Origin of the sequence: Neisseria maigaei (genome assembly GCF_958267405.1) — a bacterium.
Taxonomy (GTDB): Bacteria; Pseudomonadota; Gammaproteobacteria; order Burkholderiales; family Neisseriaceae; genus Neisseria; species Neisseria bergeri.
In genome coordinates, this window is the sequence record NZ_CATQFT010000008.1 from 47,977 (window position 1) to 65,411 (window position 17,435).

Here is a 17,435-nt window from a genome sequence, read left to right on the forward strand (position 1 = left end):
AATTATGATGCGGACGGCGTGAATGCGTCGGAGAAAAATAAGTTTTCCGGCAGCTTATGCTGTTGCACAAACAGATTCTTTGCTTGTTCGGTCATAGCCGGAGAGCCGCAGGCAAATACTTCGTATTCCGACAGGTCGGGGTGGTCTTGTGCCGCGATGTCTTGTACGTGGCCTTTTCTTCCTTGCCAGCCCTCTCCGGGGCGGGACAATACGGGGGTGAAGCAGGCGTTTTTCAGACGGCATGCCAACCCTTGTGCTTCTTCGAGGGCATACAAATCATCCTGATGACGCGCCCCCCAGTAGAAATGGACGGTGCGGCTGCTGTCTTGGCGGATAAGGTCGAGCAGGATGCTGCGGATGGGGGCGTAGCCTGTGCCGGTTGCCAGCAGGATGACGGGCTTGCCGCTGTCTTCCTGCAAGGTAAACGAACCGAGCGGGCCTTTAACGCGGACGATGCCTTTTTCTTTGACTTTGGGTTCGCTGCCGAAAATCATTTCCGAGCAGACACCATTTTCGCGCCTGCGGATGTGCAGTTCCAAAATGCCTTCTTGGTCGGGCGAATTGGCGATGGAGTAGCTGCGGCTGACGTTGCCCGGCAGCAGTAAATCAATGTATTGCCCGGCGTAGAAAGTAAACGGCGGGGCTTTGGGCAGGGCAAGTTTCAGGAGGGCGACATCGTGTTTGAAAATAATGCTTTCGATGCGTGCGGGCAGGGTGCGGACGGGTAGGGCATCGGCTTTGTAGCCGGGGATGTTGATGCTGATATCGCTTTGCGCGGTGGTGCAGCACATTAAAATCTTGCCTTGCGCTTTTTCTGCTTCGGATAAAGCCTGTTCCGAGTGTCCGTCCATTTGAATATCGCCGCTGACCAGTTCGGCTTTGCATTGCCCGCAGGCACCGCTTTTGCAGGAATGGGGCAGATTGAGGTTTTGACGGGCGGCAGCGGCCAAAACGGTTTCGCCGTCATTGGCGGTAAAGGTGGTTTGGTCGGGCAGTGTAATGGTGTGGTTCATGGAATATTGTTTTTTATGCTGTTTTAATGTGTGGTCAGACTGTGAAAAACTGTGAAAATGCCGTCTGAACGTTGGATTTGGGTTTCAGACGGCATCTTGCTTATCAGGCAAGTTTAGCTTTAATCAACTCCTGCACCTGCGCGGGGTTGGCTTTGCCTTTGCTGGCCTTCATCACTTGCCCCACAATCGCATTCAGGGCTTTTTCGTTGCCGGATTTGAATTGTTCCACGGCTTTGGCGTTGTTTGCCAGCACTTCGTCTACCATGGCTTCAACCGCGCCGGTATCGGTCATCTGTTGCAAACCGTGTTTTTCAATGATTTCGGTAATGGTGGCTTCGGGTTCTGCCCACATGGCTTCAAAGGCTTTTTTCGCTAACTTGCTGCTTAATGTGCCGTCGGCGATTTTGCCTACCAGCGCGGCGAGGCGCGGGGCGGTAATCGGGCTGTCGGCAAGTTCCATGCCTTCTTTGTTCAGCGTAGCGGCAAGTTCGCCGTTCATCCAGTTAGCAGTCAGCTTGCCCTGTCCGCTTTCTTTGGCGGCTTCTTCAAAATAGGCAGCCTGTGCGCGGCTGGCGGTGAGCAGGCGCGCGTCGTATTCGGACACGCCGTAATCCGCCACGAAACGCACCGCCATTTCTTTCGGCAGCTCGGGCATTTCTGCTTTGGCTTTTTGCAACCGGTCGTCTGAAATGATAACGGGCAGCAAATCCGGGTCGGGGAAGTAACGGTAGTCGTGCGCGTCTTCTTTCAAGCGCATCACGCGGGTTTCGCCTTTTTCAGGATCAAACAGCATGGTTGCCTGTTGTACTTTGCCGCCGTCTTCCAAAATCTCGATTTGCGCTTCCACTTCGTAATTAATTGCCTGCTCCAAGAAGCGGAAGGAATTGAGGTTTTTAATCTCGCGGCGCGTGCCGAACTCTGCTTGACCTTTCGGACGCACGGATACGTTGGCATCGACGCGGAACGAACCTTCCGCCATATTGCCGTCGCAAATGTCCAGCCAGGTTACCAAGCTGTGCAAGGCCTTGGCGTAGGCAACGGCTTCGGCGGCGGAGCGCATTTCGGGTTCGGATACGACTTCCAACAGCGGCGTGCCGGCGCGGTTCAAATCGATACCGGTCGCGCCGTTCAAGCCTTCATGCACGGACTTGCCTGCGTCTTCTTCCATGTGCGCGCGGGTTACGTTGATGGTTTTCACATCGTCGCCGACTACGATTTCCAATTTGCCGTGTTCGACAATCGGTAAATCCAACTGGCTGATTTGATAGCCTTTGGGCAAATCAGGATAAAAGTAGTTTTTGCGGTCGAACACGTTTTTCCGGTTGATTTTCGCATCCAAAGCTAAACCCAATTTGATGGCTTTTTCAACGACTTCTCGGTTCATTACCGGCAGTACGCCCGGCAAAGCACATTCCACCACGCTGGCGTGCGCGTTGGGTTCTGCGCCGAATGCGGTCGATGCGCCGCTGAAGATTTTGGATTTGGTGTTCAATTGGACATGGATTTCCAAGCCGATTACGGTTTCCCAGGTCATAGGAGGTTCTTTCTCTAAAATATCAATTCGATAGTCTTCGCATCAGGCTGTCCGGCGGAGCGGTTTTTCCGTTTGGATGCCGTCTGAAATGCCGCGTGCTTCTGTTTTCAGACTGTCCTTCATCTCTGCAACCATGTTGTCCAGCATTTCATAACGCTTGCGGTACATCGAGCGTTTTTTGCTTTCGATGTCGGCAAGGTTTTTGCGGGCGGGGGTTTGGGGGAGATGCCAGTAGCCGTCCCGTTCCAAACTTGCACCGTATTCTTGCCAGAATGCGTCGTAATTCATTTTGACGCGCTTTTTAAGTTTCCAGCGCAATTTGACTTGATGTTTCTGTGCAATGCCTATCGCGCCGTCTAATTTTAATGCGGCGGCGAAATATTGCAGCGCGGTTACCATCAGTTGTTGGGGACGCAAGCCGTGAAGTTGTTTGGTTATGCGGCGGACAGTGTCTTTGGCTTCTTCACCCGCAGGCCCTTGTACGGAGGCTGTCAGCAGGTGTGTGCCGACAAAGGCGAAGGTCGCCATATACAGCCGGTTGCCTGCTTCATCGCGTAAAGATAAAGACCACGCGCCTTCTTCGACGCAGTTGTCGTTGCGGTTGAGCCACAAGCTGATGCCGTCTGAAAGGTGCGCCAAGACCAGATGGAAGCGGTAGTCTTCCATTTGGTGCAGAATGTCTGTGCCGAACAGTTTTTCCGCCATGAGAAAATCTGCCGTCATCGCATCTAAACGGCGTTTACAGTTAAAACGCCTGTCAACAAATTCGCGCAGCAGCGGATAGGCATTCTGCGGGCAGTGGAGGAACAGCCCCTGACGGATAGGGGAGGCGTTGACAAACTGCTCGAAGGCGTAAATTTCTTTTTTTCCGAAAAATTTCCGCAATGTGTATTTGAAATGTTGCAGCCGATATAAAGGGGCATAGCTGTAAACGGTGCGAAAATCGGGGAAGGTAAAGGTGCGGTTCTGCTTCATTCGGGTCGTTTGCCGTGCCAATCGCTGTTGAGTTGGATTTGATGCGCCGCACCGAGGATTTTGGCTTCGGCGAAGTAGTTGCCGACAAGCTGAACGCCGACGGGCAGTCCGCCGCCGCTGAAGCCTGCGGGCAGGGTCAATGCAGGCAGTCCGGCGAGGTTGACGGCGATGGTGTAAATGTCGCTCAAGTAGGTTTCAACCGGCGAAGCATCCGCTCCGATTTTCGGTGCGGCGGAGGGTGCGGTTGGCGCGAGGATGAGGTCGCACCGTGCAAATGCCGTCTGAAAGTCATCGGCAACGAGGCGGCGCAGTTTTTGGGCTTTGAGATAATAGGCATCGTAGTAGCCGTGCGACAGTACGTAAGTGCCGATCATGATGCGGCGTTTGACTTCGCTGCCGAAACCTTCGGCGCGGGTGTTGCCGTACATTTCTTCCAAATCGGCGAATTGGGCGGCACGGTGTCCGTAACGCACGCCGTCGTAACGTGAAAGGTTGGTGCTGGCTTCTGCGGAGGCGAGGACGTAGTAGGCGGGGATGGACAGCGTGGTTTGCGGCAGGGAAACTTCGACCAATTCCGCGCCTTGGGCTTTGAGGAGGTCGATGGTATGTTGCAATGCCGTCTGAACATCGGTGCTGTTGCCTTCGCTGAAGTATTCTTTGGGCAGGCCGATTTTCACGCCTTTAAGCGGTTTGTCCAAATCGCGGGTGTAGTCTTCTTTTTCGCGTTCGAGGCTGGTGGAGTCTTTAGGGTCGAAACCTGCCATCGCGTTTAACAGAATCGCGCAGTCTTCGGCAGTTTGCGCCATCGGGCCGGCCTGGTCGAAGCTGGAGGCGTAGGCAACCATGCCGAAGCGGGAAACCGTACCGTAGGTAGGTTTGATGCCGGTAATGCCGCAGTGCGATGCGGGTTGGCGGATAGAGCCGCCAGTATCCGAACCGAGCGCGGCAGGGGCGAGGCGCGCGGCAACGACGGCTGCCGAACCGCCGGAAGAGCCGCCGGGGACGTGTTCCGGATTCCACGGGTTTTTGGCCGCGCCGTAGAATGAGTTTTCATTGGTCGAACCCATAGCGAACTCGTCCATATTGGTGCGGCCGAGCGTTACCATACCTTCGTCAAGCAGGTTTTGGACGACGGTGGCGGTGTAGGGGGAGATGAAGTTGTCGAGCATTTTGGAAGCGCACGCGCTACGCCAGCCGGTTTGGCAGAAAATGTCTTTGTAGGCGACGGGAACGCCGGTAAGCGCGGAGGCGTTGCCCTGTGCGATGCGTTCGTCGGCGGCACGGGCTTCTGCAAGGGTTTTTTCGGGGTTCAGCGTGATGTAGCCGTTGAGGGCGGGATTTTTTTCAGCGATGGCGGCGAGGTATTCGTTTGCCAGTTCGACGGCGGAAATCTGTTTGGACTGCAACAGGCTGCCTGCCTGTTTCAATGTGTATTGGGTCATAAATCTTCCATCCTTAAAGGGCTTCGGGCGGTATTGCTGATGCCGTCTGAAGCGTATTCGGATTATTCTTCGATAACTTGCGGTACGATGTACAGACGGTCGCGTACTTCCGGCGCAACGGCTTGGTATTCGGCGGCGCGGTCGGTTTCGGTAACTTCGTCTTCGCGCAGGCGCAGGGCGGCCTCGTGCGGGTGCGCCATCGGTTCGATGCCGTCTGTGTTGATAGTTTGCATCTGTTCGACCATAGAGAAGATGTCGTTTAATTCTTGAAGCGATTTTTCTTTTTCTTCCGCAGTCAGGTGCAGTCGGGAGAGTCGGGCGATTTTGTCTACGTCGGCAAGTGTCAGTGCCATGAAAAGCATCCTTGTCTGATGGTAAAGATACCGTCGTTCGGGTATGATGGGGCGTATTGCTTGAATTTTTAATTATAACGGAAAAATCCGTTGCGGCGGCAATTTGCAGCATCGGATGCCTGCCGCACGGGTTTGAAGGAGGGGAAATAATGGGATTGGGTATGGAAATCGGCAAGCTGATTGTGGCTTTTTTGGTGCTGATCAATCCGTTTAGCGCGTTGTCGCTTTACCTTGACCTGACCAACGGGCACAGTACGAAGGAGCGCAGGAAGGTCGCGCGGACGGCTGCCGTCGCCGTGTTTACCGTGATTGCGGTATTTGCGCTGATCGGCGGTGCGCTGTTGAAGGTTTTGGGTATCAGCGTCGGTTCGTTTCAGGTCGGCGGCGGGATTTTGGTGCTGCTGATCGCCATTTCGATGATGAACGGCAACGACAATCCCGCCAAGCAGAATCTCGGCGCGCAGCCGGACACGGGGCAGGCGCGTCCCGCCCGCAATGCCGGGGCGATTGCCGTCGTGCCCATCGCCATACCGATCACCATCGGCCCGGGCGGTATTTCGACCGTGATTATTTACGCTTCGGCAGCCAAAACGTACAGCGACATCGTGCTGATTATCGCGGCCGGTTTGGTGGTCAGTGCGATTTGTTATGCCATTTTAATCGTTGCCGGGAAGGTCAGCCGCCTGCTGGGCACGACGGGGCTGACGATTTTAAACCGTATCATGGGTATGATGCTGGCGGCGGTATCGGTGGAGATTATTGTGTCGGGACTGAAAACGATATTCCCGCAACTGGCAGGTTGATTCGATGTTTCACAGTGTCAATGTATTTACGGGCGAAACGCTTTACCGCCGCCCAGCTCAAGATTATGCGGAGTTTGAACGGCGGCTGGCGGGTTTGAAAATGCGCGGCAGGGCGTTCGCGCAATTGGGCGTAACCGAACGTGCCGCGCGCCTGCAAAAATTTGCCGATCGTTTGGAGGCGGAAAAAGAGCGTTTTGCGGAAATGGTGTGCGAAGAAGTCGGACGTTGCCTGCACGAATGCCGCGCGGAAATCGGCAAGTCTATCGAACTGATACGCTATTACGCCCGCCTCGCCCCCGAACTGCTTGCCCACAAAACTATTGCGACGCAGGCGAGTTTGAGTCAGGTGCGCTTCGAGCCTTTGGGCATCGTATTTGCCGTCATGCCTTGGAACTATCCCGTCTGGCAGGTATTGCGTTTCGCCGTTCCTGCCATGTGTGCGGGTAACGCGTGCGCCGTCAAACCTGCACCCAGCGTGGCACGCGTCAGTCAGGCGTTGTTCGATTTGGCTTCAGACGGCATTCCTTTGGCAGGCGCGTGGCTGGATGAGGCGGACACGCTCAAAGCCATCGAACACACCGATGCGATGGCGTTTACCGGTTCGACCTACACGGGGCGCATCCTTGCGGCACACGCGGGCGCAAACCTCAAGAAAACCGTGTTGGAGCTCGGCGGCAGCAACGCCTTTATCGTGATGCCCGATGCCGACTTGGAACGCGCCGCCGCAGAAGCCTGTTATTCCCGTTTCCGCGATGCGGGGCAATCGTGCAACGCCGCCAAACGCATCATCGTAACTGAAGCAGCAGCCGACCGCTTTATTCCGCTGTTTCTTGCCGAATGTGCCAAATTGAAAATGGGCGACCCCAAACATCCCGATACCACGCTTGCACCGCTGCACCGTGAAGATTTGCGGGACCGGGTTCACGGGCAGGTCGAAGATGCCGTTTCAAACGGCGCGGTATGCCTGACCGGCGGAAAAATCCCACAAGGGCGAGGCTGGTTTTACCCCGCGACGGTTTTAGACAGGGTAAATCCTGCCTGCCGCGTCTGGTATGAAGAAGTATTCGGCCCCGTCGCCCTGATTTTGCGTGCGGCAAACGAAGAACACGCCATCGCGCTTGCCAATGATTCCCCGTTCGGGCTAGGTGCCTGTATTTATACCGCCGATACTGAACGCGCCTGGCGGTTTGCCGAAAAAATACAGGCGGGATCGGTATTCATCAACCGCCATACCAGCAGCGATTTGCGCCTGCCTTTCGGCGGAGTCAAAGATTCCGGTTACGGGCGCGAATTGTCCGAATTCGGGCTGTACGAGTTCGTCAACGTCAAAACCTACTGGCAGAAATAAACAAACCCCGTGCCGTTTCAGACGGCATGGGGTTTTCGATGAGGCTGCTCAACGGCAGTATTTGTTCACATCGTTATTGTATTTCCGAATCAAATCGTCCCTGTTTTTCGCATTTGAGTTTCCCACCGCCTTCAGGTTCATTTTGGAAATCCGGCAGTTTTCTTCTTTGTTCTGCCGTTCGGTTTCGGCAATTCTTTTCTTTTCTTCCTCAAGCTGCCCGTTTTTTTCGGCAATATCCTTTTCGTTTTCCTTCGCACTGCCCGCATTCTGATCGACGGCAGGTTTGGGCTTGACCGCAGGTTTGGTTTGGCGCGTCCTCAGGTTGAGGATTTGGCTCTGGTCGGGATGAAGCTGTTTCGGCACATCCGAATAGCTGTTGCCGCCGCCGTCCTTCCAAGTAAAGACGGCGGCTTCGGCAGGCGGGACGGGCAGGAAAGAGGCGAGGGCAAATGTGATGACGGATAAAGCAAAGTTCATTAGGATTTCCTTAATGGTTGGCTGTCGGGGCAGCATCAGGATTGGCTCGGGCGGTGTTTTTCCGGGTTCGGGTCAAAGTGGGGAAGACACTCCGCCTTATATGGTGCTTTATATATTGAAGTAAAACAGATTCCCAAAAATATTATTGGAATATGCTTATGCTACCGTATATTTCGGCAAAGAAGAAGAAAATTGCAGCCCTGTGCGTATAAAATCCGATGGGGCGTGTGATTCTGCCTTTGGTGTTGAATCGGTTGAATTTGCGGTATTTTGATATTTTTATAGTGGATTAACAAAAATCAGGACAAGGCGACGAAGCCGCAGACAGTACAAATAGTACGGAACCGATTCACTTGGTGCTTCAGCACCTTAGAGAATCGTTCTCTTTGAGCTGAGGCGAGGCAACGCCGTACTGGTTTAAATTTAATCCGCTATAATTGATGAAATGCCGTCTGAATGCTTTGAAAAGGGTTCGGACGGCATTTTGTTCAAACCGGTTTATTTGCGTTGCAATACGGCGGCGAAGAAGCCGTCGGTTTGGTGTTTTGCCGAATCGAGGCGCAGGTATTTTCCGGTATCCAAATCGACCTTCAGGCTTTGCAGCAGTTCGGCGCAGTTGATGAGTTCAAAATCGGGATGTTCGGACAGGAAACGTTCGACCTGCTGCTCGTTTTCTTCCGGTAACACGCTGCAAGTGGCGTACACCAAGCGTCCTTGCGGTTTGACCAGTTTGGATGCGGCATCGAGGATGCTGTGTTGCTGTTCCAAAAGTTTGGCGACGGTTTCGGCAGATTGGCGATATTTGAGGTCGGGATTGCGGCGTAAAGTACCCAAACCGGAGCAGGGCGCGTCCACCAACACGCGGTCGGCTTTGCCTGCCAGTCGGGCGATACGGGTATCGTGTTCGCTGCTGATGCGTTCGGGGTGGATATTGGTCAGTCCGGCGCGGGTCATGCGCGGTTTGAGGTTGGCAAGGCGTTTTTCGGCGATGTCGAAGGCGTAGATTCTGCCTTTGTTTGCCATTTGCGCGCCGACGGCGAGGGTTTTGCCGCCTGCGCCGGCACAGAAATCGACAATGATTTCGCCGCGTTTTGCGCCCACCAATAAGGCAAGCAACTGGCTGCCTTCGTCTTGAACTTCCAGTGTGCCGTCCAAAAACAGTTCGTGTTTGTTAAGCGCGATTTTGTTTTTCAGGCGGATGCCCCAAGGCGAATAAGGCGTTGCCTCTGCATCGGCACTTTCGGCTTGCAACAGCGGCAGCACTTTATCGCGTTTGCCTTTCAAGGTATTGACGCGGATGTCGAGCGGCGCGGCTTGGTTGGTGCTGCGTCCGAAGGCGAGGATTTCTTCTTCACGCCAATGCTGTTGCAGTTGTTCCACCAGCCATTGCGGCAATTCGGCGGCGGTATTCAGGCCGTCTGAAAACTCGGTTTTGCGGGCTTTCAAATTGCCGAGCAACGCTGTTTCTTCTTCATCAAGCAGGTCTTTGATTTGGCTGATGTTGGTACTTCTGCCGAGAACCAGTGCGGCAAGTGCGGCTTTGCGCGGCTGCGCGTGCGGACGGCGCAGGGCGGTGCTGATTTTTTGATAGTGGCGCAGCGCGGCAAAGGCGGTTTCGGCGATTTCGTGGCGGTCTTGGCGGCCGAGCTTTTTGTGTTCGCGGAAATAGTCGGAGAGGACGGCATCGGCAGGCTGTTTGAAAGTCAGCATTTCAGCCAAAACTTTGGCGGTATGGTCGAGTTGTGCGGCGTTCATAATGTAATGGGTTCTCTTAAAGTTGGTAAAGGGTTTCAGACGGCCTTCATAATGCGTTCGATTTCGTGCCAAAAGCCGTCCGGCCGACATTCCAAAACGGCAATCAAGCCTTGGTCGATACGGCGGATTTCGGTTTCGTTCAATGTTTCGGTTTCGGCGACACGCGCAGATGCGAGATAGGCCATGCGGTCGAGCAGATGGTAGCGGGCTTCTTGGCGTTCAAACCCGTATTCCGCCCAATCTTGAATATAGATGCCGTGCCAGCCGTATGGATTAAGCGGCGGCTCAAAAGCATGGAAACCTTGTGGAAAAAATCCGATGCCGCGCACGATGGAAACGGGTTTTACGTCAAGCGGCAAACCGTGCTGCCGCAAGGTTCGGATGCCGTCTGAAGTGTGCGGCAGACCGAGTTGGGCGGTCAGCTTGGCGGCTTTTCCCAACAGCGTGTCTTTGGGGTTGAGTCCGCGCATGTCTTCGGGTTTGCCCGTGCCGCCGCCGTAGTATTTGCACGCCAGCTCGATATGGTAGGGCTTGCCGTTAAGCCTTGCCACAAAATCCGCCGCGCCTTGCGTATTGCCGTCCGAACCGGAAACCGTCAGGTTGTGCGCGAGCAGTTCGGCGTGCGGTGCGTTGGCAAACCAAAATGCCGACAGTTCTTCGGCGTAAATGCCGAGGCGGTGTCCGAACGGGGCGCGTCGGGCGAGGTGTTCCGTCAGCGGCGCGGGATCGGCATCCAATGCCAAAAGGTAACGGAAACCGCGTTCCCCCAGTAGTTCGCGCACGCCCAATTCGCAACCGCTTTGCCACAAAGGCGGCGCGGTCAGCAGCGAGGCTAAATCCCGCACGGCAGGGTCGGTCAGTTTCCACCACAGGGCATCGAGGGCGTAGTTCATGGTTTTCCTGTTTCTGTATTCTGATTTTTCCTGAAATGCCGTCTGAAAAGCGGATTCAGACGGCATGTGCTTAGGATTGCCCGTCCTTCAGACGCTGTTGCAGCGTATTGAAAAAACCGCGCAGGATATCGATGTCCTCCGTTTGCGTGTTGGCACGACCGAACAGGCTCTGCATACGGCGCATCAGACGCTCGCCGTTGCGGCGGTTGAAAAAGCCGATGTCGTCCATCACGCTTTCCATATGGGCGACCATACCTTTAATTTGTTCGTGGGTGGCGGCGTGGTCTTCCTGTTGCAGGTGGGTCATGGGCATATCGGTCTGGCTGAAGATTTCATAACACACGACCTGCACGGCTTGGGCGAGGTTGAGCGAGAAATAATCGGGGTTGCCGTTGATGGTCATCAGGCGGTTGCAGGCTTGGACTTCTTCGATGCTCAAGCCGAAAGTCTCGTTGCCGAAAACCAGTGCCACTTTCTCGCCGCGTTGCGCCGCCTGCAACAGCTCGGGAACGAGTGCGCGCGGCGTTTGCAACGGGGCGGTGATTTCGCGGCGGCGGCTGGTGAGGGCGCAGGCGATGGTGGTGTCGGAGAGGGCTTCGTCCAGCGTGGCGACGATTTCGGCGTTGTGCAATACGTCCACCGCGCCCGAAGCGAGGATGAAACTTTCTTCAGGCAGTGCAAAACTTTGCACGTCATCGGGATTGAAAACGGGCGGATTTTCCGTCATCGGCGTTGCCATCAGATTGGGGGCGACGATGGTCAGTTTGTGCAGACCCATTGTTTTCATTGCGCGTGCGGCAGAGCCGATATTGGCGGGATGGCTGGTGCGCGTGAGGACGATGCGGATGTTGCCGAGATAGTCGGGCAGGGCGGGTTTGAGAGCAGTCATGTTCGGTTTTCGGTAGGAATGGAATAGGGTATAATGCGCCGTCTTTTTCGTTCGGACGGTCAAATGCCGTCTGAAATGTTCTTTAACAACGTCGGAAATTTAACGTTGCGCCTGAAGCAGACACGCGTCAGGCGGTATTTTACCCGATTTGGCAGGGTTTACCCCAACCAAATAAACTCCGATTTTGCCGCTCCGAAGGACTGCGCGTCCGAACCGGCGGTATGCCACCCTTAAGGAAATCTGATGAATCCGTTTTTGAATACAGCCTTTAAAGCCGCCCGCCGTGCCGGTCAGATGATGATACGCGCCGCAGGCAACCTCGATGCCGTCAAAACCGACAGCAAAGCCTTCAACGATTTTGTTTCCGATGTTGACCGCAATTCCGAAATCATCCTGGTTGAGGCTTTGAAAGAAGCCTATCCGCACCACAAAATCACTTGCGAAGAAAGCGGCTCCCACGGCAAAGCCGCTGCCGAATACGAATGGATTATCGATCCGCTCGACGGCACAACCAATTTCCTCCACGGCCATCCCCAATACGCCATCTCTATAGCACTGCTGCACAAAGGCGTGTTGCAGGAAGCTTTGGTGTATGCCCCCGAACGCAACGACGTTTATATGGCTTCGCGCGGCAAAGGCGCGCTGCTCAACGACCGCCGCATCCGCGTTTCCAACCGCATCGAATTGAACCGCTGCCTGATCGGTACCGGCTTCCCCGTTGTCGATCAAAGCATGATGGACAAGTATCTGGCGATTTTGAAAGATTTCTTGTCAAAAACCGCCGGCGGCCGCCGCGAAGGCGCGGCTTCTTTGGATTTGTGCGCCGTAGCAACAGGACGTTTTGACGGCTTTTTCGAGTTCAACCTCAAACCGTGGGACATTGCCGCCGGTGTATTGATTGTCCAAGAAGCAGGCGGCATCGTTACCGATATGTCTGGTGAAGACGGCTGGCTGGAAAGCGGAGATATTGTGGCCGCCAATCCCAAAGTGCTGGCGCAAATGTTGAAAATCATTTCCGCACACGTTTAATCCGAGTCTTTCCCGAAGGAAGGGAAGAATAGAATGCCGTCTGAAATACCTGACCGTATTTCAGACGGCATTTTGCTTTTAAGCGGAACAATCTTTTGGTCGGATATTGTCGGTTCGTTAACTTTTCCTTTATTGCCGCCTAAAGCGCGGAGTGACGGCACACCCTGCCGGTGTGGTATAAAGTACACACTTGAAAATAGAAATAAACCGATATTTGGTAGGCGGATAGATTAAGCGTATGGATTCGTTTTGTAATGGTTTTGATTATCAAATATAATGCGCGCACAAAATATCCTTTGGGTTTTATCTTTTCCAATTCAAATTTGAACAATCAATAAAGAGAGCGTTTTCATGAACAAAAAACTTGCCTTAATGCCGCTGTTGATTTTGAGTGCGTTTTCGTCTGCCGCCGACAATGTTCCGCAGCATGGCGAACTCGGACAGGTTCATGTCCGTGCCGATGCCAAACGCGTCAAAGCTGCCCGTTCCTACTCCATCGCCAGCGACGGCGATTTGCGCGACCGCGTGAACTTGGGCGTATTGGGCAAAGCCAACGCCTTTACCGCGCCGATTACCGTCGTTAATTACGACGAGCAAGCCCTCAACAACACCGAAGCGCGTACTTTGGTGGATGCCGTAGCGAAAAAAGACGCTTCCGTCTGGCAGTTTGGCGGCGAAAGCAACACGCTTACCGGTTTGTATTTCCGTGGTTATCAGCTTGACTCGCGCCAATTCAGCGTCAACGGTTTGGCAGGGATGTACGGCACGCAAGGCACGGCCAGCGTGCATGTCGGTTCCGCACAACTGATTAAAGGCGCGTCCACCGCCGTAAACGGCATGGACCCCGAAGGTGCGGTATCCGGTTCCGTCAATATCGAAACCAAAAAAGCCGCCGACGAAGGCAACCGCAAAATCGGTTTGGGCTGGTTTAGCAACAACCGTGCCCAAGGTACGTTCGACTTGGGTCAACGCTTCGGCGAAAACAAAGCATTCGGCGTGCGCGCTAACGGCAAACTGCGCCACGGCGACACCCCGCGCCACGGTTACAGCGAAGACAACAAAGAATTTGCGGTAAATGCCGACTATCGCGGCGAAAAAGTGCGCGTGGCGTTCGATTCCATCTACGCCAAACGTAAAACCAACGGCGGTCGCGCGCGTATGCAGGACATTCAAAACGCCAACGGACGCTTGTTTGACGCGCCCGATGGTAAAACCAACCTGCTGCCTTCTTGGAACTGGCAAAACACCGTCGGCGAAACCAATATGCTGACGTTTGAATGGGATGCGTTTGATAATGCACAGATTACAGGCGGTATCGGCTACAACAAAGCGCGTTATTACGGCACGCTGATTTCCCCGACCGTTTGCGGTACAAGCGGAGCAAGTAGCCAAACCGCTACCTGCACGGCTGCCAACCAATACCACACCGGCACGGCGCGCCTGACCGACCAATATTTCCGCACATTGAGTATGAACCTGACCGCACGCGGCGAATTTGAAACCGGTCCGGTTACGCACAACTGGAGCACCGCCTTCGACCGCATCATCCGCCAGCGGAAAACCATAAACGGCAGCGGAAACGGCAACAGCAAGATAGAAGTGAAGGCAAACGAAAATATTGCGAATCAATTGGCATCGTTCAAAGCCGACTATCCCAATTCTTGGGCGAAAACCGCCAACTTGGATGCCAATATCAAAGTCAACAGCCTGGCTTTGTCCGACACCTTGGGCTTCGTGGATAACAAATACCGCCTGACTTTGGGCGGACGTTTCCAAGCAGTTGAATACACCAATAAAAAAGAAGGTCAAAGCGGCGATGCCAAACGTTTCAGCCCTATGTTTATGGCCGCGTGGGTGCCGCAACCTGATTTGGTCGTTTACGGTAACTACATGGAAGACCTTGAGCCTGCCGATATCAAAACCGACGATGGCGGCAATACCACCATGTCCAAACCGCGTGTCAGCCGTCAGTTTGAAGTGGGTGTGCGTAAAAACTGGGGCAATTTCGTGACCACGTTAAACGCGTTCCAAATCAAACGTCCGGGCTACTGGAGAGGTCAGACAACCACTAATGCAAAAACTAAGAAAAAAACGCTGACTTACGGCGATAATTCCGATTTTGCTCGCTATAAAGCCCAAGGAGGCGCAGCCGGAGACGAGCAAGGTATGGAGCGGAGCCGAGGTATTGAGTTCAACACCTACGCGAATTTGCTCAACAATACTTTGCGTCCGACTTTGGGCCTGATGTATCTGCAATCGACCGTGAAAGACTACCCAAATTCACGCGATATGCTGGTTAGCGGCGTACAAGTCGCCAATCCGCGCGTGATTGCCAAAGCGGGCGTGGAATGGGATACCCCGTTTGCCAAAGGTTTGACCTTGAACGGCAACGTTTCGTATTTCGGCAAGTCTTACCAAGATACGAAAAAACAATACGCCTTCCCGTCCTACACTTTGGTTGACGTAGGCGCACGCTACAAAACCAAGCTCGGCAAAAATACGTTGACCGTCAGCAGCTCGGTAGAAAACCTGTTCAACAAAAACTACTGGCAGGTACAGCGAGGCCAATACGACCGCAGCTTCGCCGTCGTCGGTATGCCGCGCACTTACTGGCTGAAAGCGGAATTGGATTTCTGATTTCTCCGCATCCGGAAAATGCCGTCCGAACAGGTTTCAGACGGCATTTCTTTTAAAGAAATATAGCGGGATATGCTTAAATAATGCTATTCTAGTACCTTTGGAACCTGCTTGTTTGAAGTGATGAAAAAACCTTTGATTTCAGTTGCGGCAGCATTGCTCGGCGTTGCTTTGGGTACACCTTATTATTTGGGTGTCAAAGCCGAAGAAAGCCTGACGCAGCAGCAAAAAATATTGCAGGAAACGGGCTTCTTGACCGTCGAATCGCACCAATATGACCGCGGCTGGTTTACCTCTACGGAAACGACGGTCATCCGTCTGAAACCCGAGTTGCTGCATAATGCGCAGAAATACCTACCGGATAACCTGAGAACAGTGTTGGAACAGCCGGTTACGCTGGTAAACCATATCACGCACGGTCCTTTTGCCGGCGGATTCGGCACGCGGGCGCACATTGAAACCGAGTTCAAATACGCGCCTGAAACGGAAAAAGTTTTAGAACGCTTTTTTGGGAAACAAGCTCCGGTTTCTCTTGCCAATACCGTTTATTTCAACGGCAGCGGTAAAATGGAAGTCAGTGTTCCTGCCTTCGATTATGAAGAACTGTCGGGCATCAGGCTGCACTGGGAAGGCCTGACGGGGGAAACGGTTTATCAAAAAGGTTTCAAAAGTTACCGGAACGGCTATGATGCCCCCTTGTTTAAAATCAAGCTGGCAGATAAAGGCGATGCCGCGTTTGAAAAAGTGCATTTCGATTCGGAAACTTCAGACGGCATCAATCCGCTTGCTTTGGGCAGCAGTAATCTGACCTTGGAAAAATTCTCCTTAGAATGGAAAGAGGGTGTCGATTACAACGTCAAGTTAAACGAACTGGTCAATCTTGTTACCGATTTGCAGATTGGCGCGTTTATCAATCCCAACGGCAGCATCGCACCTTCCAAAATCGAAGTCGGCAAACTGGCTTTTTCAACCAAGACCGGGGAATCAGGCTCATTTATCAACAGTGAAGGGCAGTTCCGTTTTGACACGCTGGTTTACGGCGATGAAAAATATGGCCCGCTGGACATCCATATCGCCGCCGAACATCTCGATGCTTCTGCTTTGGCAGTATTGAAACGCAAGTTTGCACAAATTTCCGCCAAAAAAATGACCGAGGAGCAAATCCGCAATGATTTGATTGCCGCCGTCAAAGGCGAGGCTTCCGGATTATTTACCCATAACCCGGTACTCGACATCAAAACGTTCCGTTTCACGCTTCCGTCGGGAAAAATCGATGTGGGCGGGAAAATTATGTTTAAAGATCTGAAGAAGGAAGACTTGAACCAATTGGGGGCGATGCTGAAGAAAACCGAGGCCGACATCAGAATGAGTATTCCCCAAAAAATGCTGGAAGACTTGGCGGTCAGTCAGGCAGGCAATATTTTCAGCGTCAATGCCGAAGATGAGGCGGAAGGTAGGGCAAGTCTTGACGACATCAACGAGACCTTGCGCCTGATGGTGGACAGTACGGTTCAGAGTATGGCAAGGGAAAAATATCTGACTTTGAACGGCGACCAGATTGATACTGCCATTTCTTTGAAAAACAATCAGTTGAAATTGAACGGTAAAACGCTGCAAAACGAACCGGAGCCGGATTTTGATGAAGGCGGTATGGTTTCAGAGCCGCAGCAGTAATGGGTCAAATGCCGTCTGATGAAACCTAATGAGATAAATATATAGGGGTTGATGAGAAAAATGGGATGAAAGAGGATGACGGGGGATTTTGTGGGATGGAAAAAATGCAAGGGAGTTGCAAATATTGCAATAAAAACGGACGGTATTTTTATCGTCCGTTTTTTGTTGTCAAAGTCCTTTTTTGAGGGCGGCGATGGCGATGTCGAGGATTCTGCGTTCGGCACCGGGTTGGAGTTGGTTGTTGCCGTTGATGGGGAGATAGGGGCGTGCTGGAAGGTTGGTTTTGTGACCTCGCCCTGCTCGTCCGCCGAGGTGGTGGATGGCGGCGTATTTTTTATTGCTGCCGATTCGGGCATAGTTGCTGCCAACCTGTGTAGTCAGGCTGGCGGCAAGTTGCCCGCTTTTTTGCAGGGTCTTGCCTCCCTCATCTGCGGCACGCCGGCTTCGTTTCCACCGTTGCTCGCCCCAGCTTTCGGATTCGAAGTTTTCTTCGGTCATAGATAGCAACTCAGTTGCAATACCGCGCATCATGAGGCGGGTGTTTGCGGCGTTTTTAAGGAGCGTACTCAGACCGTGTTCGAGTTTGGCAGCATCGAGTTTGATTTCCAGCATA

At 53.4% G+C, this 17,435-nt stretch carries 17 protein-coding genes; 7 read left to right on the forward strand and 10 right to left on the reverse strand.

The window, feature by feature from the left end:
• Positions 1 to 2 precede the first annotated feature (2 nt).
• From Q3O06_RS03490 to gatC, 5 genes are all read right to left on the reverse strand, one after another.
• Positions 3 to 1,013, reverse strand: a complete 1,011-nt coding sequence (locus Q3O06_RS03490) for a 2Fe-2S iron-sulfur cluster-binding protein (protein ID WP_301817736.1) — start codon at positions 1,011 to 1,013, stop codon at positions 3 to 5.
• 103 nt (positions 1,014 to 1,116) lie between these two features.
• The gene (gatB, locus tag Q3O06_RS03495; RefSeq protein ID WP_301817737.1) at positions 1,117 to 2,547 is read right to left on the reverse strand and encodes an Asp-tRNA(Asn)/Glu-tRNA(Gln) amidotransferase subunit GatB; all 1,431 of its coding nucleotides are present in this window, start codon (positions 2,545 to 2,547) and stop codon (positions 1,117 to 1,119) included.
• A gap of 42 nt (positions 2,548 to 2,589) precedes the next feature.
• Positions 2,590 to 3,522: a VirK/YbjX family protein gene (locus Q3O06_RS03500; RefSeq protein WP_301817738.1), complete on the reverse strand. Its 933-nt coding sequence runs from the start codon at positions 3,520 to 3,522 to the stop codon at positions 2,590 to 2,592.
• Positions 3,519 to 4,964 (reverse strand): Asp-tRNA(Asn)/Glu-tRNA(Gln) amidotransferase subunit GatA, encoded by a 1,446-nt coding sequence (gene gatA / locus Q3O06_RS03505; RefSeq protein WP_301817739.1) that lies wholly within the window; start codon positions 4,962 to 4,964, stop codon positions 3,519 to 3,521. Before gatA ends, Q3O06_RS03500 begins: the two co-directional genes overlap by 4 nt.
• Before the next feature lie 62 nt (positions 4,965 to 5,026).
• The gene (gene gatC / locus Q3O06_RS03510; RefSeq protein ID WP_118820279.1) at positions 5,027 to 5,317 is read right to left on the reverse strand and encodes an Asp-tRNA(Asn)/Glu-tRNA(Gln) amidotransferase subunit GatC; all 291 of its coding nucleotides are present in this window, start codon (positions 5,315 to 5,317) and stop codon (positions 5,027 to 5,029) included.
• 149 nt (positions 5,318 to 5,466) lie between these two features.
• On the opposite strand from gatC, the gene Q3O06_RS03515 reads away from it, so the two are divergent.
• The gene (locus Q3O06_RS03515) at positions 5,467 to 6,120 is read left to right on the forward strand and encodes a MarC family protein (protein ID WP_301817740.1); all 654 of its coding nucleotides are present in this window, start codon (positions 5,467 to 5,469) and stop codon (positions 6,118 to 6,120) included.
• A 4-nt stretch (positions 6,121 to 6,124) separates the two neighbouring features.
• Positions 6,125 to 7,468, forward strand: coding sequence for an aldehyde dehydrogenase family protein (locus Q3O06_RS03520; protein WP_301817741.1), 1,344 nt, complete (start codon positions 6,125 to 6,127; stop codon positions 7,466 to 7,468).
• A 48-nt stretch (positions 7,469 to 7,516) separates the two neighbouring features.
• Here Q3O06_RS03520 and Q3O06_RS03525 read toward each other — a convergent pair whose 3' ends face one another.
• From Q3O06_RS03525 to Q3O06_RS03540, 4 genes are all read right to left on the reverse strand, one after another.
• Positions 7,517 to 7,945 (reverse strand): DUF4124 domain-containing protein, encoded by a 429-nt coding sequence (locus Q3O06_RS03525; RefSeq protein ID WP_301817742.1) that lies wholly within the window; start codon positions 7,943 to 7,945, stop codon positions 7,517 to 7,519.
• Between the two features lie 498 nt (positions 7,946 to 8,443).
• On the reverse strand, positions 8,444 to 9,700 hold the full coding sequence (locus Q3O06_RS03530; RefSeq protein ID WP_301817787.1) for an RsmB/NOP family class I SAM-dependent RNA methyltransferase: 1,257 nt from the start codon (positions 9,698 to 9,700) through the stop codon (positions 8,444 to 8,446).
• 35 nt (positions 9,701 to 9,735) lie between these two features.
• Positions 9,736 to 10,593, reverse strand: coding sequence for a DUF1853 family protein (locus Q3O06_RS03535; RefSeq protein WP_301817788.1), 858 nt, complete (start codon positions 10,591 to 10,593; stop codon positions 9,736 to 9,738).
• Between the two features lie 70 nt (positions 10,594 to 10,663).
• The gene (locus tag Q3O06_RS03540) at positions 10,664 to 11,482 is read right to left on the reverse strand and encodes an RNA methyltransferase (protein WP_301817743.1); all 819 of its coding nucleotides are present in this window, start codon (positions 11,480 to 11,482) and stop codon (positions 10,664 to 10,666) included.
• A gap of 63 nt (positions 11,483 to 11,545) precedes the next feature.
• On the opposite strand from Q3O06_RS03540, the gene Q3O06_RS03545 reads away from it, so the two are divergent.
• The 5 genes from Q3O06_RS03545 to Q3O06_RS03565 all read left to right on the forward strand — a co-directional run bounded on the left by Q3O06_RS03545 (position 11,546) and on the right by Q3O06_RS03565 (position 16,822).
• Positions 11,546 to 11,716, forward strand: coding sequence for a hypothetical protein (locus tag Q3O06_RS03545; RefSeq protein WP_173361993.1), 171 nt, complete (start codon positions 11,546 to 11,548; stop codon positions 11,714 to 11,716).
• Positions 11,717 to 11,725: 9 nt separating this feature from the next.
• Positions 11,726 to 12,511, forward strand: a complete 786-nt coding sequence (locus Q3O06_RS03550) for an inositol monophosphatase family protein (protein ID WP_301817744.1) — start codon at positions 11,726 to 11,728, stop codon at positions 12,509 to 12,511.
• A 33-nt stretch (positions 12,512 to 12,544) separates the two neighbouring features.
• On the forward strand, positions 12,545 to 12,745 hold the full coding sequence (locus Q3O06_RS03555; RefSeq protein WP_301817745.1) for a hypothetical protein: 201 nt from the start codon (positions 12,545 to 12,547) through the stop codon (positions 12,743 to 12,745).
• Between the two features lie 117 nt (positions 12,746 to 12,862).
• Positions 12,863 to 15,148 carry a TonB-dependent siderophore receptor gene (locus Q3O06_RS03560; RefSeq protein WP_301817746.1) on the forward strand — a complete coding sequence of 762 codons (2,286 nt, stop codon included), beginning with the start codon at positions 12,863 to 12,865 and terminating at the stop codon, positions 15,146 to 15,148.
• Positions 15,149 to 15,271: 123 nt separating this feature from the next.
• On the forward strand, positions 15,272 to 16,822 hold the full coding sequence (locus Q3O06_RS03565) for a YdgA family protein (RefSeq protein ID WP_301817747.1): 1,551 nt from the start codon (positions 15,272 to 15,274) through the stop codon (positions 16,820 to 16,822).
• 168 nt (positions 16,823 to 16,990) lie between these two features.
• Here the strand turns inward: Q3O06_RS03565 and Q3O06_RS03570 are convergent, their stop codons facing one another.
• Entirely contained in the window at positions 16,991 to 17,434 is a 444-nt protein-coding gene (locus Q3O06_RS03570) for a phage virion morphogenesis protein (RefSeq protein WP_118996957.1), read from the reverse strand.
• Between the last annotated feature and the right edge of the window lies 1 nt (position 17,435).

Bases quoted from the DNA above. Each gene is read 5' to 3' on its own strand.
- Q3O06_RS03500 (WP_301817738.1), bottom strand. From the start codon at position 3,522: ATGAAGCAGAACCGCACCTTTACCTTCCCCGATTTTCGCACCGTTTAC.
- Q3O06_RS03565 (WP_301817747.1), top strand. From the start codon at position 15,272: ATGAAAAAACCTTTGATTTCAGTTGCGGCAGCATTGCTCGGCGTTGCT.
- Q3O06_RS03570 (WP_118996957.1), bottom strand. From the start codon at position 17,434: ATGCTGGAAATCAAACTCGATGCTGCCAAACTCGAACACGGTCTGAGT.
- Q3O06_RS03535 (WP_301817788.1), bottom strand. From the start codon at position 10,593: ATGAACTACGCCCTCGATGCCCTGTGGTGGAAACTGACCGACCCTGCC.
- Q3O06_RS03490 (WP_301817736.1), bottom strand. From the start codon at position 1,013: ATGAACCACACCATTACACTGCCCGACCAAACCACCTTTACCGCCAAT.
- Q3O06_RS03550 (WP_301817744.1), top strand. From the start codon at position 11,726: ATGAATCCGTTTTTGAATACAGCCTTTAAAGCCGCCCGCCGTGCCGGT.
- Q3O06_RS03520 (WP_301817741.1), top strand. From the start codon at position 6,125: ATGTTTCACAGTGTCAATGTATTTACGGGCGAAACGCTTTACCGCCGC.
- Q3O06_RS03525 (WP_301817742.1), bottom strand. From the start codon at position 7,945: ATGAACTTTGCTTTATCCGTCATCACATTTGCCCTCGCCTCTTTCCTG.
- Q3O06_RS03515 (WP_301817740.1), top strand. From the start codon at position 5,467: ATGGGATTGGGTATGGAAATCGGCAAGCTGATTGTGGCTTTTTTGGTG.
- Q3O06_RS03530 (WP_301817787.1), bottom strand. From the start codon at position 9,700: ATGAACGCCGCACAACTCGACCATACCGCCAAAGTTTTGGCTGAAATG.
- gatB (WP_301817737.1), bottom strand. From the start codon at position 2,547: ATGACCTGGGAAACCGTAATCGGCTTGGAAATCCATGTCCAATTGAAC.
- Q3O06_RS03540 (WP_301817743.1), bottom strand. From the start codon at position 11,482: ATGACTGCTCTCAAACCCGCCCTGCCCGACTATCTCGGCAACATCCGC.
- gatC (WP_118820279.1), bottom strand. From the start codon at position 5,317: ATGGCACTGACACTTGCCGACGTAGACAAAATCGCCCGACTCTCCCGA.
- Q3O06_RS03545 (WP_173361993.1), top strand. From the start codon at position 11,546: ATGCCGTCTGAAATGTTCTTTAACAACGTCGGAAATTTAACGTTGCGC.
- Q3O06_RS03555 (WP_301817745.1), top strand. From the start codon at position 12,545: ATGCCGTCTGAAATACCTGACCGTATTTCAGACGGCATTTTGCTTTTA.
- Q3O06_RS03560 (WP_301817746.1), top strand. From the start codon at position 12,863: ATGAACAAAAAACTTGCCTTAATGCCGCTGTTGATTTTGAGTGCGTTT.
- gatA (WP_301817739.1), bottom strand. From the start codon at position 4,964: ATGACCCAATACACATTGAAACAGGCAGGCAGCCTGTTGCAGTCCAAA.